At 61.9% G+C, this 14,334-nt stretch carries 17 protein-coding genes; 15 read left to right on the top strand and 2 right to left on the bottom strand.

Features of this window, described 5'->3' with window-relative positions:
• Positions 1–139 precede the first annotated feature (139 nt).
• The 11 genes from FJ949_RS10470 to FJ949_RS10415 all read left to right on the top strand — a co-directional run bounded on the left by FJ949_RS10470 (position 140) and on the right by FJ949_RS10415 (position 9,579).
• On the top strand, positions 140–838 hold the full coding sequence (locus FJ949_RS10470; protein WP_140495658.1) for a B12-binding domain-containing protein: 699 nt from the start codon (positions 140–142) through the stop codon (positions 836–838).
• 285 nt (positions 839–1,123) lie between these two features.
• Positions 1,124–1,750, top strand: coding sequence for a DUF1638 domain-containing protein (locus tag FJ949_RS10460; protein ID WP_140495656.1), 627 nt, complete (start codon positions 1,124–1,126; stop codon positions 1,748–1,750).
• 255 nt (positions 1,751–2,005) lie between these two features.
• Entirely contained in the window at positions 2,006–2,581 is a 576-nt protein-coding gene (locus FJ949_RS10455; RefSeq protein WP_140495655.1) for a DUF4893 domain-containing protein, read from the top strand.
• Between the two features lie 93 nt (positions 2,582–2,674).
• Positions 2,675–3,457, top strand: a complete 783-nt coding sequence (locus FJ949_RS10450) for a formyl transferase (RefSeq protein WP_140495654.1) — start codon at positions 2,675–2,677, stop codon at positions 3,455–3,457.
• Between the two features lie 56 nt (positions 3,458–3,513).
• Entirely contained in the window at positions 3,514–3,780 is a 267-nt protein-coding gene (locus FJ949_RS10445) for a DUF6290 family protein (RefSeq protein WP_140495653.1), read from the top strand.
• Positions 3,768–4,298, top strand: a complete 531-nt coding sequence (locus FJ949_RS10440) for a GNAT family N-acetyltransferase (protein WP_140495652.1) — start codon at positions 3,768–3,770, stop codon at positions 4,296–4,298. Before FJ949_RS10445 ends, FJ949_RS10440 begins: the two co-directional genes overlap by 13 nt.
• A 142-nt stretch (positions 4,299–4,440) precedes the next feature.
• Positions 4,441–4,743, top strand: a complete 303-nt coding sequence (locus FJ949_RS10435; RefSeq protein ID WP_140495651.1) for a virulence factor — start codon at positions 4,441–4,443, stop codon at positions 4,741–4,743.
• The gene (locus FJ949_RS10430) at positions 4,736–5,356 is read left to right on the top strand and encodes a methylenetetrahydrofolate reductase C-terminal domain-containing protein (protein ID WP_140495650.1); all 621 of its coding nucleotides are present in this window, start codon (positions 4,736–4,738) and stop codon (positions 5,354–5,356) included. The genes FJ949_RS10435 and FJ949_RS10430 overlap by 8 nt, the downstream gene beginning before the upstream one ends.
• On the top strand, positions 5,353–6,444 hold the full coding sequence (locus FJ949_RS10425; RefSeq protein WP_140495649.1) for a methylenetetrahydrofolate reductase: 1,092 nt from the start codon (positions 5,353–5,355) through the stop codon (positions 6,442–6,444). Before FJ949_RS10430 ends, FJ949_RS10425 begins: the two co-directional genes overlap by 4 nt.
• Before the next feature lie 80 nt (positions 6,445–6,524).
• Positions 6,525–7,499 carry a methyltetrahydrofolate cobalamin methyltransferase gene (locus FJ949_RS10420; protein WP_140495648.1) on the top strand — a complete coding sequence of 325 codons (975 nt, stop codon included), beginning with the start codon at positions 6,525–6,527 and terminating at the stop codon, positions 7,497–7,499.
• On the top strand, positions 7,450–9,579 hold the full coding sequence (locus tag FJ949_RS10415; RefSeq protein ID WP_140495647.1) for an ASKHA domain-containing protein: 2,130 nt from the start codon (positions 7,450–7,452) through the stop codon (positions 9,577–9,579). Before FJ949_RS10420 ends, FJ949_RS10415 begins: the two co-directional genes overlap by 50 nt.
• A 41-nt stretch (positions 9,580–9,620) precedes the next feature.
• On the opposite strand, the gene FJ949_RS10410 is transcribed toward FJ949_RS10415, so the two are convergent.
• Entirely contained in the window at positions 9,621–10,649 is a 1,029-nt protein-coding gene (locus FJ949_RS10410) for an acyltransferase (RefSeq protein WP_224647156.1), read from the bottom strand.
• Positions 10,650–10,781: 132 nt separating this feature from the next.
• Here FJ949_RS10410 and FJ949_RS31060 point away from each other — a divergent pair, with 132 nt between their 5' ends.
• Together FJ949_RS31060 and FJ949_RS10400 are read left to right on the top strand one after the other, a co-directional pair.
• Positions 10,782–11,141, top strand: coding sequence for a hypothetical protein (locus tag FJ949_RS31060; protein ID WP_318012636.1), 360 nt, complete (start codon positions 10,782–10,784; stop codon positions 11,139–11,141).
• Positions 11,142–11,387: 246 nt separating this feature from the next.
• Positions 11,388–12,368, top strand: a complete 981-nt coding sequence (locus FJ949_RS10400; protein WP_140495645.1) for an alpha/beta hydrolase — start codon at positions 11,388–11,390, stop codon at positions 12,366–12,368.
• Here FJ949_RS10400 and FJ949_RS10395 read toward each other — a convergent pair whose 3' ends face one another.
• Complete coding sequence (locus FJ949_RS10395) at positions 12,369–13,268, bottom strand: LysR substrate-binding domain-containing protein (RefSeq protein ID WP_140495644.1); 900 nt, start codon at positions 13,266–13,268, stop codon at positions 12,369–12,371.
• Between the two features lie 217 nt (positions 13,269–13,485).
• On the opposite strand from FJ949_RS10395, the gene FJ949_RS10390 reads away from it, so the two are divergent.
• Both FJ949_RS10390 and FJ949_RS30990 read left to right on the top strand, forming a co-directional pair.
• Entirely contained in the window at positions 13,486–13,671 is a 186-nt protein-coding gene (locus FJ949_RS10390; protein ID WP_140495643.1) for a hypothetical protein, read from the top strand.
• Between the two features lie 357 nt (positions 13,672–14,028).
• Positions 14,029–14,163: a hypothetical protein gene (locus tag FJ949_RS30990; RefSeq protein WP_127853696.1), complete on the top strand. Its 135-nt coding sequence runs from the start codon at positions 14,029–14,031 to the stop codon at positions 14,161–14,163.
• Positions 14,164–14,334: the final 171 nt, after the last annotated feature.

Genomic DNA, 14,334 nt, shown 5'->3' with positions numbered 1-14,334 from the left:
ACCGATAGATTTTTCAGTCGCTTTCCTTTTGCGGGAAGTCGCAAATCAGCTATGGATACCCGCCCCTTGCGGGTTAGGTATTGGCGCGTTGATTTTAAGCTGCCATGGTCGTTCCCGGCAGCAAGGAGCCTGAGAAACAATGTCCGACGACGAGATTATCCTCTCCGAGCTTTCCGACGACGAGTTGGTGCAGCAGATGCACGACGATCTCTACGACGGTCTGAAGGAAGAGATCGAGGAAGGCACGCGCATCCTGCTCGAGCGCGGCTGGGCACCCTACAAGGTGCTCACGGAAGCGCTGGTCGAAGGCATGCGCATCGTCGGCGAGGATTTTCGCGACGGCATCCTGTTCGTTCCCGAAGTGTTGCTGTCGGCCAATGCGATGAAGGCCGGCATGTTCATCCTGCGCCCGCTGCTCGCCGCCACCGGCGCGCCCAAGCAGGGCAAGATGGTGATCGGCACCGTCAAGGGCGACATCCACGACATCGGCAAGAACCTCGTCGGCATGATGATGGAAGGCGCCGGCTTCGACGTCATCGATCTTGGCATCAACAATGCGGTCGAGAAATATCTCGATGCCATCGAGCAGCACCAGCCGGACATTATCGGCATGTCGGCGCTGCTGACCACGACCATGCCCTACATGAAGGTCGTCATCGACACGATGAAGGAAAAGGGCATCCGCGACGACTACGTGGTCCTGGTCGGAGGCGCGCCGCTGAACGAGGAATTCGGCAAGGCGGTCGGCGCCGACGCCTATTGCCGCGACGCCGCTGTGGCGGTCGAGACCGCCAAGGACTACATGAAGCGCAAGCACAATGTGCGCGCTTCCGCCTGATACAAGGCAAGGCGGACGCTCAACAGACGAAGCCGCGCCTTGCAGCGCGGCTTTTTTGTTCCCAGATGTCGGGAGCGGCGGTCAGGGTTTCTTGACGGTATCGTCAACGGCTTTCGCGGTAGACTTGATATCCCTGCCGACGCCGCGAACGGTGTTGGCACAGGCCGAAAGGGCCAGGGCACAAGCCAGGATTGCGATTGGCGCAATGCGTAACAGTTTCATCGACGGTTTATCCCTCTCTCGGTAGATCGCCCCACAGCAACGAAAGCCGGCTCGGCTGGTTTCATGAAGATGCCCAGACCCAAGCAGAATCAAGCGGACAAGCTGCTCATCATCGCCTGCGGGATGATTGCGCGCGAGGTGTTGGCCGTCAAGGAACAGCTCGGGCTCCATCACCTCGAATTGACATGCCTTCCGGCCGAGTTTCATTTTTATCCGGACCGCATCGCGCCGGCGATGGACAAGGCCATCGAAAAGGCCAAGGCGGAAGGCTACAGCAACATCTTCGTCGGTTACGCCGATTGCGGCACCGGCGGCCTGCTCGATCGGGTCTGCGAGAAGCATGGCGTCGAACGCATGGCCGGTCCGCATTGCTTCGCCTTCTACCAGGGCATGGATGCCTATGCGAAGGTCGCCGACAACGACATGATGTCCTTCTACATGACCGATTTCCTCTGCCGCCAATTCGATGCCTTCTTCATGAAGCCGCTCGGTCTCGACAGGCATCCGGAGCTGATCAAGGACTATTTCGGCAATTACGAGAAGCTGATCTACCTGGCCCAGACCGACGATCCGGAGCTCGACAAGGTCGCGGAAAAGGCCGCGAAACTGCTTGGCCTCGTCTATGAGCGGCGCGCGACAGGCTATGGCGATCTGACGGCCGGGCTGGCCAAGGCCGCGGCTGACGTCTGACGCTGGCCGGGCTGCGGCCCTCTTGCGCGGCGATTGGCGATTATCGCCCTTTCCGAAGGCGAAGACAGGACGGATCGCCGCCTTCTACTGGAGAATGGCCTTGATCTGTTCCCAGGCCAATTGCCTTAATTTGGATCGCGGCGTGGTTTCGTTGTTAAGCACGGATGACAGCCTGCCGCGAATGGGTAAATTGCGCGCAAGCCATGCAAAGGCGCCGTCCAGTGGTCGGCTGCCGGACACCGACGAGGAATGCCGATGACCCTTCGCCCGATGCTTGCCGTTGCCGGCCTTCTCTGCTGCACCTTGCCCGCGCTTGCTGACGGCGAGGTGCAGAAGCTGATCACCGCCGCCGACAAGGCGCGGCTGGACAAATATGGCGAGACGCGCAAGGCGGCTCTTGCCGAGGCGAAGGCGGGCAATCCTGGCGAGGTCAGGCAGCTCGACGCCTTGCTTGCCAAGCCGCTGGTTGCCTTCTCCGAGAAGGACCTCACCGGCAAATGGCAATGCCGCACCATCAAGGTGGGCGGGCTGAGCCCGCTCGTTATCTATGGCTGGTTCAAATGCCGGGTGACCGACGATGGCTCCGGCTGGCGGCTGGAAAAGCTCACCGGCTCGCAGCGCACCAAGGGCCGCTTCTTCGAGGACGGCGAAAAGCGCGCGATCTATCTCGGTTCCGGTTCCGTCAACAACGACCAAGCAAAACCCTATGGCAGCGGCTCTCAAACAGACCAGGTCGGCTACGCCTTCCGCAATAGCGCCGGGGAATGGCGCATCGAGTTCCCCGCTCCCTATTACGAATCGAAGCTCGACATCATGGAGTTCAAGCGCTGAGCGGAGCCTTCCTGACGGCTCCGGCATACCAAGGATTAACCCGCCTCGTCTAAGCTCCGGCCGTGGCAGTTGGTCCCAGGGGTGGCAAGATCAATGGCAATACCGGAAACCGATCCGAGACCGATCGTGGTCGTCACCGGAGGCGGCCAGCACGTATGGGCAATGGTCAACGCCATCGCCGACCGTGTCGGCCCAGTCATCGTGATCCTGGAAGTCCCTGAATCCAAAAAGCGATTGCTGCTTGGCCGTGCCCGGCGCCAGGGCTGGCTGCAGGCCACCGGCCAGCTCGGCACGATGGTGCTGAGCAGGCTGGGCAAGCGGCTCTACGCCAGCCATGCCGCCCGGTTGATTGCGCAGGAGAAGCTCGAGACCGAGCCGCGGCCGAGTCAGGAGATCATCCATGTTGCCTCGGCCAACGGGCCGGAATGTCTCGCGGCGATCCAGAGAATCCAGCCAGGCGTTGTCCTGCTTAACGGCTGCCGACTCCTGTCGAGGGACCTCTTGGCCAGGATGCCTTGCCCGGTGCTCAACTATCACGCAGGCATCACGCCGAAATATCGCGGCATGAATGGAGGCTACTGGGCTTTGGCATCAGGCGATTCCGCGAATTTCGGCACCACTGTGCATCTGGTCGATGCCGGCGTGGACACGGGCGGCGTGCTGAAACAGGCATACGGCCAGCCGAAACCAGGCGACACGATCTCAAGCTATGCGCTGCGCCAAACGGCGTTTTCGCGCGACATCTGCGTCGAGGCGGTCAGCGATGCTCTGGCCGGAAAACTCGTGACGTTCGATCCAAGCCTGCCATCTAAACAGTGGTACCACCCGACGATCTGGTTCTATCTCCGGACCGGGCTCAGAACCGGCATCTGGTAGCGCTGGCGATACGGGCGATCGTATGCTATTGTCATACAAAATATGGAGCCCTATCGATGTCCAGCATGGCGCCTGTCAGCGTTCGCGTCACCCCGGACGAGCGTGACATTCTCGAGGCCGCCGCCAAGCAGGCTCATACAAATCTGAGCGACTTCATTCGGCGCAAGGCTGTTGAGGCCGCCGAGATGGAGGTTTTGGGCGGTCGTGTCGTCGTTATTCCCGTCGTCGATTGGGAACAATTCGAGGCCTGGGCGAAATCGACACCAAAGACCGAGCCCAGACTGCAAAGGCTTGCTGCGTCCAGGCCAGTATGGCGGGACTGACGCCACCCCGTCCGCTCGCCGGGGATGACGACTGGGACGCTTTCGATTGCGGTCGCGAGTCGTTGAACAACTGGCTTCGCCGTCATGCATGGCGCAACCAGCAGGATGGATTGTCGCGGACGAGCCTCGTCTGTGATTCCGAAACCGGTGGGATAGCGGCTTACGTTGCGCTGAGCGCTGGCCAGATCGAACGCGCATACCTGCCCAAATCGGCGCAGCGTAATCGGCCTGATCCTATTCCGGTAATCCTGCTCGGCCAGTTGGCCGTCGATCGCAAATATCAGGGACGCGGCTGCGGGCGCTCCCTTCTCCTGTTTGCGCTCAGGACGGCGGTGCGGTTTTCCAGCAATATCGGCTGCTTCGGCGTTATCACACACCCGCTGGACGAAGGCGTAAGAGACTTCTATCGCGACTTCGCTTTTCAGGATCTTCCATTCGATCCCAAACGGAGCATGATCGTCCGCATTGCCGATCTGAGGCACAATGGCTTCGATGGCAGCATCGATCATTCCTGCTGATTTCTGCCTCAGGCCGACATTGAAGATTGCCTTTCATTTTACGACATCCAAATGCGTCGCTTTTGAATGCGCGCGCGTCGTCCCATAACAAGCGGCCCAATTGCGCATGCGGCAATGCTCGCAGATCGAGGAGTGAGAATTCATGGCCGATCTGATCGTCGTCTACTGGCGCGACATCCCTGCCCAGGTCATCGTTAGGAAAGGCCGCCAGAACGCCAAGCGCGAACTGCCGTTGCGCTTCACCGAGGCGATCGACATGTGCGCCATGCGCACCGGCGCCGGCGGCACCGACGACTATCTGGCCGAATGGCGCAAGGCCGATCCGGTTCCGGTCGGCGACGACCTCGAAGCCGAGGTCGAGAAGGCATTCCAGGACATCGACGCGAAATATGACCGCGAGCGGCTGATCGCTCTGGTGAAGGCGGGCGGCAAAGAAAATGTCTGAAACCATTCCCGCCAAGGAGAGCCCGGCTCTCCAGCCGGTCACCCAGGCCACCCTGGTCAAGAAGGCAGCACCGAAATCCGACTACAAGCCGGCCGATGTGTCGCCGCAGCGCCGCGTGCAGCGTTCTTTCGCGGTGAGATTATGGTCGGTCCGGCACTCGCGCCTGCTCGAATGGTTCTATGCCCGCTTCGCCGACACGTTCCTCCTGCTGCATCCCTTGTGGAAAGGCATAGGCTACAGCCGTGTCGAGGCCCCGGTGAAGTTTGTCGAAAAGCGCGTCAAGGGCTTCATGTTCGACTGCCGCATGTGCGGTCAGTGCATCCTGTCCTCGACCGGCATGTCGTGCCCGATGAACTGCCCCAAGCAGCTGCGCAACGGCCCTTGTGGCGGCGTGCGCGCCAACGGCAATTGCGAGGTCGAGCCCGACATGCCTTGCGTCTGGGTCAAGGCCTGGGAAGGGGCGCGCAACATGGAGCACGGTGACAGGATTCTTGCGGTGCAGAAGCCGGTCGACCAGTCGCTGCGCGAAACGTCCGCCTGGCTGCGCGTCACCGCTCAGGCGGCAGCCGCCCGTGAAGCCGCGGCCGATGCGAAGACCGGAGCGGCCGCATGATCGCCCGCCAGCGTGACGAGAACCCGGCCGGCATCCATCTGCCGCTCGACCCCTTGCCCGGCCACACCTCGCGCGGCCGGCTCGAACGCGTCCTGCGACGCGGTGAATTCGCGGTCACCACCGAGCTCAACCCGCCCGACAGCGCCGATCCCGAAGACGTCTACAACAGGGCGAAGATCTTCGACGGCTGGGTCGATGCCATCAACGCCGTCGATGCGTCGGGCGCCAATTGCCATATGTCGTCGGTCGGCATCTGCGCGCTCCTGACCCGCATGGGCTACGCACCGATCATGCAGATCGCCTGCCGGGACAAGAACCGCATTGCCATCCAGGGCGACGTGCTGGGCGGGGCTGCCATGGGCGTCGCCAACATGCTGTGCCTGACAGGCGACGGCGTGCAGGCCGGCGACCAGCCCGGCGCCAAGCCGGTGTTCGACCTCGATTCCATGTCGCTGCTCGAAACCATCCGCATCATGCGCGACAACGGCAAGTTCCTGTCCGGCCGCAAGCTCACCACGCCGCCGCAGTTGTTCCTCGGCGCGGCCGTCAATCCGTTCGCACCACCCTTCGACTTCCGCCCGATCCATCTCGGCAAGAAGATCGCCGCGGGCGCTCAGTTCGTCCAAACGCAGTATTGTTTCGACGTACCGATGTTCAAGGCCTTCATGCAAAAGGCACGCGATCTCGGCCACACGGAGAAAGTGTTCGTCCTGTGCGGTGTCGGACCGCTCGCCTCGGCCAAGACCGCCAAATGGATCCGCTCCAACGTGCCGGGAATACATATTCCCGATACCGTCATCAAGCGGCTGGAAGGCGCCCAGGACCAGAAGAAGGAAGGCAAGCAGCTCTGCATCGACATCATCAACGAGGTGAAGGAAATCCCAGGCGTTTCAGGCGTCCATGTGATGGCCTACCGCCAGGAGGAGTATGTCGCCGAGATCGTCGATGAATCGGGCGTGCTGAAGGGCCGCCAGCCGTGGAAGCGCGAAATCCGCCGCGACGACCAGATGGTCGCCGACCGGCTCGACCATATCCTGCACGACGATGTTACCGAAACCCAGGTGGACATGGTGAAGACCGCGCATTGACTTGCGGGACAGCCACCATTCGCTTGATCGACAAGAGATAACGATATAAAGAACTCTTTATATCACGACGGAGAGATTTCATGACCCGGACCATCGTTGCCTCGGCGACACGAGAAATCATCATCGGCTTCGACCAGCCCTTCTGCGTGATTGGCGAGCGCATCAACCCGACCGGCCGCAAGAAGCTCGCCGCCGAGATGATCGCCGGCAATTTCGAAACCGTCATCAAGGACGCGCTGGAACAGGCCGCTTGCGGCGCCACCATGCTCGACGTCAATGCCGGCGTCACCGCCGTCGACCCCAACGCGACCGAGCCGGCATTGCTGGTACAGACGCTGGAGATCGTCCAGGGCTTGGTCGACCTGCCGCTGTCGATCGACTCCTCGGTCACCGCCGCGATCGAGGCGGCGCTCAAGGTCGCCAAGGGCCGTCCGCTGGTCAACTCCGTCACCGGCGAGGAGGAAAAACTCGAAGCCATCCTGCCGCTGATCAAGAAATACAACGTGCCGGTCGTCGCCATCTCCAATGACGAGACCGGCATTTCGATGGATCCGGATGTGCGCTTCGCCGTCGCCAAGAAGATCGTGCAGCGCTGCGCCGATTTCGGCATTCCGGCGCATGACGTCGTCGTCGACCCGCTGGTCATGCCGATCGGCGCGCTCGGCGACGCCGGCCGCCAGGTGTTCGCCCTGCTGCGGCGCCTGCGCGAGGAACTGAAGGTCAACACCACCTGCGGCCTGTCCAACATCTCCTTCGGCCTGCCGCACCGCCACGGCATCAACGCCGCCTTCATCCCGATGGTGATCGGCGCCGGCATGACATCGGCCATCATGAACCCGGTGCGTCCGCAGGAAATGGAAGCCGTGCGCGGCGCCAACGTTCTGAACGGCACCGACGAGAATTGCACCAACTGGATTCGCACCTATAAGGATTACAAGCCGGCCGAAGGCGGCCAAGCGGTCGCCGCTCCGACGGCGGTCAATGCACCAGGCGAAGGCGGCGGCAATGGCGGTCGCCGTCGTGGCGGTCGTGAAGCCCGCATGGCAAGGGGATAAGCGCGCAATCGTGAATTCGCATACCAACATCACCGATCCGCTCGTGCTGTTCATGCCGTCGGGCAAACGCGGGCGGTTTCCGGTCGGCACGCCGGTGCTCGACGCCGCGCGCCAGCTCGGCGTCTATGTCGAGAGCGTGTGCGGCGGGCGCGCCACTTGCGGGCGCTGCCAGATCGAGGTGCAGGAAGGCAATTTCGCCAAGCACAAGATCGTCTCCTCCAACGACCACATCTCGCCCAAGGGGCCCAAGGAAGAGCGCTATGAGCGCGTGCGCGGCCTGCCGGAACGGCGCCGCCTCTCCTGCTCGGCGCAGATCCTCGGCGACCTTGTCATCGACGTGCCGCAGGACACGGTCATCAACGCACAGACCATCCGCAAGGATGCCGACACCAGGGTGATCGCGCGCGATACGGCAATCCGCATGTGCTATGTCGAAATCGAAGAACCCGACATGCATAATCCTTCAGGCGATCTCGACCGGCTCAAGATCGCGCTGATGAAGGACTGGAACTTCAAGAACCTCGAATTCGATTTCTATTTGCTGCCGCAGGTGCAGGGCATCTTGCGCAAGGGCAACTGGACCGCGACCGCCGCCATCCACAAGGATGCCGACAGCGATATCGCGCGCGTCATCGCTTTGTGGCCCGGCCTCAAGAACGAGGCCTATGGGCTGGCCTGCGATATCGGCTCGACCACCATCGCCATGCATCTGGTGTCGCTGCTGTCGGGCCGCGTCGCCGCTTCGTCAGGCACGTCGAACCCGCAGATCCGCTTCGGCGAGGATCTGATGAGCCGCGTCTCCTATGTGATGATGAACCCGGATGGCCGCGAAGGCATGACGGTCGCGGTGCGCGAGGCGATCTCGGGCCTCGTCGACAAGGTCTGCGCGGAAGGCAGTGTCCAGCGCAACGACATCCTGGATTCCGTCTTCGTCGGCAATCCGATCATGCACCATCTGTTCCTCGGCATCGATCCGACCGAGCTCGGCGGCGCGCCCTTCGCGCTCGCCGTCTCGGGCGCGGTGCGCATCAAGGCCTCGGATATCGGTCTCAAGCTCAACCCGGGCGCACGTCTCTACATGCTGCCCTGCATCGCCGGCCATGTCGGCGCCGACGCCGCGGCGGTGACGCTGTCGGAGGGCCCGCATCGTCAGGACGAGATGATGCTGATCGTCGACGTCGGCACCAACGCCGAGATCGTGCTCGGCAATCGTGCCCGGGTCGTGGCTGCTTCCTCGCCCACCGGTCCGGCCTTCGAAGGCGCCGAAATCTCCGGCGGCCAGCGCGCCGCGCCCGGCGCCATCGAGCGCGTGCGCATCGATCCCGACACGCTCGAGCCGAAATACCGCGTCATCGGCTCTGAACTGTGGTCCGACGAGCCGGGCTTCCTCGACAGCGTGCAGGCGACCGGCGTCACCGGCATTTGCGGCTCCGGCATCATCGAGATCGTCGCGGAGATGTATCTGGCCGGCATCATTTCCGAAGACGGCGTCGTCGACGGATCGCTCAGCATGCGCTCGCCGCGTATCGTCGCCAACGGCCGCACCTTCTCCTACGTGCTGAAGGAAGGCGAGCCGAAGATCACCATCACCCAGACCGACGTGCGCGCCATCCAACTCGCCAAGGCAGCACTTTATGCCGGCACCAAGCTGTTGATGGAAAAGCAGAACACCGAGCATGTCGACCGCATCCACTTCGCCGGCGCCTTCGGCTCCTTCATCGATCCGAAATACGCCATGGTGCTGGGCCTGATCCCCGATTGCGACCTCGACAAGGTCTCGGCCGTCGGCAACGCCGCCGGCGCGGGCGCGCGCATGGCGCTGCTCAATCGCGGCTATCGTCGCGAGATCGAGGAGACGGTGAGCCAGATCGAGAAGATCGAGACCGCACTGGAGCCCAAATTCCAGGAGCACTTCGTCTATGCGATGGCGTTGCCGAACAAGGTCGATCCGTTCCCGAAACTGTCGGCGGCGGTGAAGCTGCCGCCGCGCAAGACGGTGAGCGAAGACGGCATCGCCGGCGACGCCACCCCGCGCCGGCGCTCGCGCGAAGGCCACGCCGCGCGACGTGGCCGGGAATAAAATTAGGGCACAATGCAACGCCGAGGCGCCTTGGCCGCTTGTCAGTCGTTTGCCTCATTCGATGGCAAGCGCAAGCTGGGCCGCTGAGCCAGCAACGGCATGCTTTTGACGCGCGACCGGTTGAGAAAGCCCGTCAGCGGCTTTTCAATCGACAGGTAAAGCATCGCGGAAAGCGCGATGCTGATCAAGGCAATCGGCGCCGGCTGCCAATTTGGCGGAACCCCAAGCCGCAGCATGATGCCAGTTACCACGACAACCACCAGCACATGCCGCAAGTAGATCGAATACGAGGCACTACCAAAAAATGTAAGCAGGGCCACGGGGTTGAACGGTCTGGCACGCTCGGCAAAAACCGCTCCGGCAACGATCAGGGTCGCCGGAATACCCCAACGCAGAACACGAGGCAGCTCGGGGTCAAGCATCTGGATCGTCATCAACAGGAGAAATCCGCCAACAACCAGCGCCAGCGCCGGCACAAGCCGGAGCCGAATATCCTCCATCCACAGCCGCCCGATAACAATGCCGGCCGCGAACTCGAGCATGAGGGGAGAGGTAAAGCGGTAGCCTTTGAGCAGCAAGTTCGATGCGACCATCACCGTCAGCACGCCGATCAGCGCGGCAAAACGCTGCTTCTCGCCTAAAAAGAGCGCCAAGGCGAAAATGACGTAAAACATCATTTCATAGCACAGCGTCCAGCCCTGGATCACCACGGGATGAAGTACCCCATCCTGCACGATCGGAAGAAACACCAGCGAGCCGAAAAAATTTTCCGGGCTCAGCACATGTCCGTAGAGAAATTGCGGCTTGAGGAAAATTGCCAGCGCGGTCAGCACCGTGACGATCCAATAGAGCGGCACGATGCGAACAATCCGACGCCATATGAAACGCCGTGGATTGGCAGGGCGATCGGCCGTGGTCACCCACATGATGAAACCGCTGATGACAAAAAACAGGTCGACGCCAGCAGCACCGACCGCGAACGGACCGCCGAACTGTTCGTTGATGTGAAAGCAAACTACCGCGGAAGCGGCGAGTCCTCGAAGGTATTGGATACTGTGAATGTCATTCACGCCATACTCCTTACCCGCACCCCCGATGCTGCAATGCACAATAGCAGACATCCGCCATCTGCTGTCAACGGGCAAGCTAGGTAGGATCGCGGCACGCCCTCTTGGACGCGGCCAAGAAGCGATCGCTCGGGGGTGTCAATCGCCCTGCAATTTCATTTGTATGCAAATGTTTCCGGAATGACTGATCCGGAAACCAAATCACCGTTTTCGCGAAATCCGACCGATACATGGCAGGCGCATTTACCCGGCATCGAACGGCGGTCGAAGATAATCCTCGGCCGCCGCCGTTCTTCAAGGGAGATGAAAATGTCGATCTTCGAAAATCTCGGCCGCTACGGTGCGACCATCAGGCAGGCCCGTGCCAGGAACAAGGCCGTCCGCGCCCTGAACAGCCTGCCGGCGCATGTCCAGAAGGACATCGGCTGGCCGGCCTCGCCGCCCAGCGACCCGCAGGCGGCGCTTTCCGCCTTGCTTTTGGGCTTTACGCGCTGATGACCTTTGCCGAAAAGTGCAAACTGCTCGGCACGCGCCGGAGCCCGCGAGGGGCTCCGGCCGTCACCAGCAACCGCCTGCGCGCAGCCCTTCTGCCGCAGCGCTGATCCCTCCCGCGAGAAATGCGGCGCCGATCACAGCGACGTGTGCACACAGCGTAAATCTTGACATCTTCGACCAGGGCACGATCTTCAAATATGAAGGGGACTTCTCTTAGTCGGCTGCCGCCGAAGTTCGTGTATCCGCATGCCAAGTTTGAAAAGCCACGTCGTGTCCTTCGTGCTCAGGCACAGTCGCAAGAAGGCGTTTTCCAGCCCGGAAAACCTGCAGCGCTGGATCGCTGCGGCGCGCCGGACAGAGGACCATCACCCTCCGGTGTCAGTGCAGCAGCGCTTCAACATCGAGACGCGCACCGTCGACGGCTTTCCCGTCTACGAGATCGCCCCCAGGGCCGGCGAGCGCAAGCGGGTTCTCTATCTGCACGGCGGCGCCTATGTCTTTGAAATCACGCCCTATCATTGGCACCTGATCGCCGACATGGCCGACCGGCTGGGCTATGCCTTTACGGTGCCCATCTATCCCATCGCGCCCGAGCATGACTTCCACGCCATGTTCGGCATGGTCGGCGACGTCTATCGCCGGATGCTCGGCGAGACGGAGGCGGAAGACATCATCTTCATGGGCGACTCCGCCGGCGGCAACATGGCCGTGGTGCTCACCATGATGGCTGCCGAAGAAGGCCTGCCCTTGCCGTCGCGCCATGTGCTGATCTCACCCGGGCTCGACGTCTCGCTTGCAAACCCCGAGGTGTTCGAGGCGGAGCGGAACGATCCCTGGCTGGGCATCGCGGGCGGACGGGAGGCTATCCGGCTCTACAGTGCCGGAATAGACCCGACGGACTGGCATATCAGCCCTGTCTATGGCGACCTCTCGGTGCTGCCCAGGACATTGCTCCTGGCGGGCTCTCGCGATCTTCTCACGCCCGACAATCTGATCTTCGCACAAAAAGCACGGGCCGCTGGCGTCGAGGTAGAGCTCGTGCACGAGGAAGGCATGTTCCACGTCTGGCCGCTGATCGACATGCCGGAATCGCGCCGCGCGCGCGAACGGATCGTGGCGTTTCTGACCGAGAACCCCTCGCCCCTTGTTGAAGGCGCCGGCGCAAGCTTCGAAGCGCCGTCCACCGAGGCTTCGGGGCAGAGCCTCCAGTCAGAGCACCCCGGTTGATCAGAACTTGCCGGTTTCCCGGAAGACTTCGAACGTCGCACGGATGTGGTCGGCCACCGCCTTGACCGGCGCGCTGGCGTCCGGCGCTACCACCATGGCGAGGTTATAGGTGCCGATATCGGGCATGCCGTCCTTGGGGCAGAGCTCGACCATGTCGTTGCCGAGGAAAGACTTCGGCAGCGGCGCCACGGCGAGATCTGACATGATGGCGGCGCGCTGGCCGGCCGTATGCGCGCTCATATACGCGATGCGGTAGTTGCGGCCCTCGCGGCTCAGCGCTTCGAGCGCCCCTGCCCGCCAGGCGCAGCCCTCTTCCCACAGCGACACCGGCAAGGGTTCGCGCAGATGCGCGCAGCCGCCCTTGGCGCCGGCCCAGACGATCGGCTCCGTCAACAGCACCTCGGCGCCGAGCGCGCTGGTCTTGTAGGAATTGGTGAGCAGCGTGATGTCGAGCGCCCGGTCATCCATGCGCCGGCGCAGATTGCTGCTCTGGTCGATGGTGACGTCGACGGCGATCGATGGATGCGACTGCGCAAAACGCTTCAGCACATGCGGCAGCACGCGCTCGCCATAATCGTCCGGCGAACCCAGCCGCACCACGCCGACAATATCGGGAATGATGAACTTGGACACCGCCTCGCGATTGATCGACAGCAGACGACGGGCATAGCCCAGCAGCATTTCCCCGTCGGTGGTCAGCGTCACCGAGCGCGCATCGCGCGCGAACACCGAGCGGCCCAGAATATCTTCCAGCTTCTTGATCTGCATGGAGACCGCCGAGGGCGTACGGAAGACCGCATTGGCCGCGGTGGTGAAGCTGCCGGTTTCGGCGATCGCCACGAAAGTGCGCAGCACGTCGAGGTCCAGCAGCGGCAGCGGATGATTGAGTGGGGCGTTCATGACGATCGACCTTCAATTTTTCTGATGCAAACTATCATTCCATTTCGTTTGATTGAACATCAGTTCGAGCGCATAGTCAACTCCATCGAAGCAGGATGCTGCCAAGGCAGCCACGAAACGATCACGACACAGACCTGCCTTCGACATGCAATGAAGCTGATACAGACCTGACGTAAGGCATTGCCGGGCACTTCCGCCCCGACATGAGGAGATCGAAATGTCTATCCTGTCATCCATCGGTCGGCTTGCGACCGAATTCAGCGCGGCCCGCGCCCGCTACCAGACCGAACGCGCCATCCGCTCCCTGCCAATCGAGCTGCAGAAGGATATTGGCTGGCCTGAAGCGGCCGACACGAAGGCCGGCATACGCGCCGGCGTCGGATCCTGGGCTGGAGCAAAGTAAACCGTGTGTACCATGCATTGAAGGCCTGCCGCGCAAACCGCCCGGCAGGTCTTCTTGTTTTACCGACCTGTTTTGCCGTTTTATTTGCGTTCACATGAATTTCGGAGCCATGCTGCCGCTGCATGGCGCATATGAACAAGCCGCATAGCGGCTTGGTTTAAGCTAACCGTTTGTAAATTATCGAAAAATCCGGGAATGCCTACAAAGCCTCCCGCCTTGCGTGTCGCTTTTCATATCAAGTGCTTCGCTTTTGCGATTTAGTTTTTACTTACACAAGCCTATATCCACGCCAGCAAACGAGCTGCCCCACTCCATCAAGCGAAGGCGACCCGTCTGAGCAACCGATTGGAGATGAACATGAAGCTTTTTGCCCGCCTTTTCCCTCGCCGCGAAATGAACCTGACCACGGCCCTCGAGCGCCAGCGCCTTGCCAACACCATGCCCGGCCAGACCGGCGCCATGGCTGCCGCACGCCTCGGTTTTGTCGCCTGAACCGATCCCGCAGGCAGCGCTCCCTCGCGCTGCCTGAATAGATGACGCCGCCCGGTTCCGCCGAGGCGGCGTTTGTTTGCACACCCCTGACGGCGCTTCCATCATGGACGGCGCCGCGGCTGCGCGGCATCGCAACACGATTGCTCATTTGCGACCCATGTCGCAAATTAA

The sequence above is a fragment of the Mesorhizobium sp. B2-4-1 genome, from assembly GCF_006442185.1.
GTDB lineage: Bacteria > Pseudomonadota > Alphaproteobacteria > Rhizobiales > Rhizobiaceae > Mesorhizobium.
This window is presented reverse-complemented; position numbering and strand designations above follow the sequence as displayed.

What these genes read in the sequence shown, in the direction of transcription:
- FJ949_RS10470 (WP_140495658.1), top strand. Translation starts at nt 140, where the DNA reads ATGTCCGACGACGAGATTATCCTCTCCGAGCTTTCCGACGACGAGTTG.
- FJ949_RS10460 (WP_140495656.1), top strand. Translation starts at nt 1,124, where the DNA reads ATGAAGATGCCCAGACCCAAGCAGAATCAAGCGGACAAGCTGCTCATC.
- FJ949_RS10455 (WP_140495655.1), top strand. Translation starts at nt 2,006, where the DNA reads ATGACCCTTCGCCCGATGCTTGCCGTTGCCGGCCTTCTCTGCTGCACC.
- FJ949_RS10450 (WP_140495654.1), top strand. Translation starts at nt 2,675, where the DNA reads ATGGCAATACCGGAAACCGATCCGAGACCGATCGTGGTCGTCACCGGA.
- FJ949_RS10445 (WP_140495653.1), top strand. Translation starts at nt 3,514, where the DNA reads ATGTCCAGCATGGCGCCTGTCAGCGTTCGCGTCACCCCGGACGAGCGT.
- FJ949_RS10440 (WP_140495652.1), top strand. Translation starts at nt 3,768, where the DNA reads ATGGCGGGACTGACGCCACCCCGTCCGCTCGCCGGGGATGACGACTGG.
- FJ949_RS10435 (WP_140495651.1), top strand. Translation starts at nt 4,441, where the DNA reads ATGGCCGATCTGATCGTCGTCTACTGGCGCGACATCCCTGCCCAGGTC.
- FJ949_RS10430 (WP_140495650.1), top strand. Translation starts at nt 4,736, where the DNA reads ATGTCTGAAACCATTCCCGCCAAGGAGAGCCCGGCTCTCCAGCCGGTC.
- FJ949_RS10425 (WP_140495649.1), top strand. Translation starts at nt 5,353, where the DNA reads ATGATCGCCCGCCAGCGTGACGAGAACCCGGCCGGCATCCATCTGCCG.
- FJ949_RS10420 (WP_140495648.1), top strand. Translation starts at nt 6,525, where the DNA reads ATGACCCGGACCATCGTTGCCTCGGCGACACGAGAAATCATCATCGGC.
- FJ949_RS10415 (WP_140495647.1), top strand. Translation starts at nt 7,450, where the DNA reads ATGGCGGTCGCCGTCGTGGCGGTCGTGAAGCCCGCATGGCAAGGGGAT.
- FJ949_RS10400 (WP_140495645.1), top strand. Translation starts at nt 11,388, where the DNA reads ATGCCAAGTTTGAAAAGCCACGTCGTGTCCTTCGTGCTCAGGCACAGT.
- FJ949_RS10395 (WP_140495644.1), bottom strand. Translation starts at nt 13,268, where the DNA reads ATGAACGCCCCACTCAATCATCCGCTGCCGCTGCTGGACCTCGACGTG.
- FJ949_RS10390 (WP_140495643.1), top strand. Translation starts at nt 13,486, where the DNA reads ATGTCTATCCTGTCATCCATCGGTCGGCTTGCGACCGAATTCAGCGCG.
- FJ949_RS30990 (WP_127853696.1), top strand. Translation starts at nt 14,029, where the DNA reads ATGAAGCTTTTTGCCCGCCTTTTCCCTCGCCGCGAAATGAACCTGACC.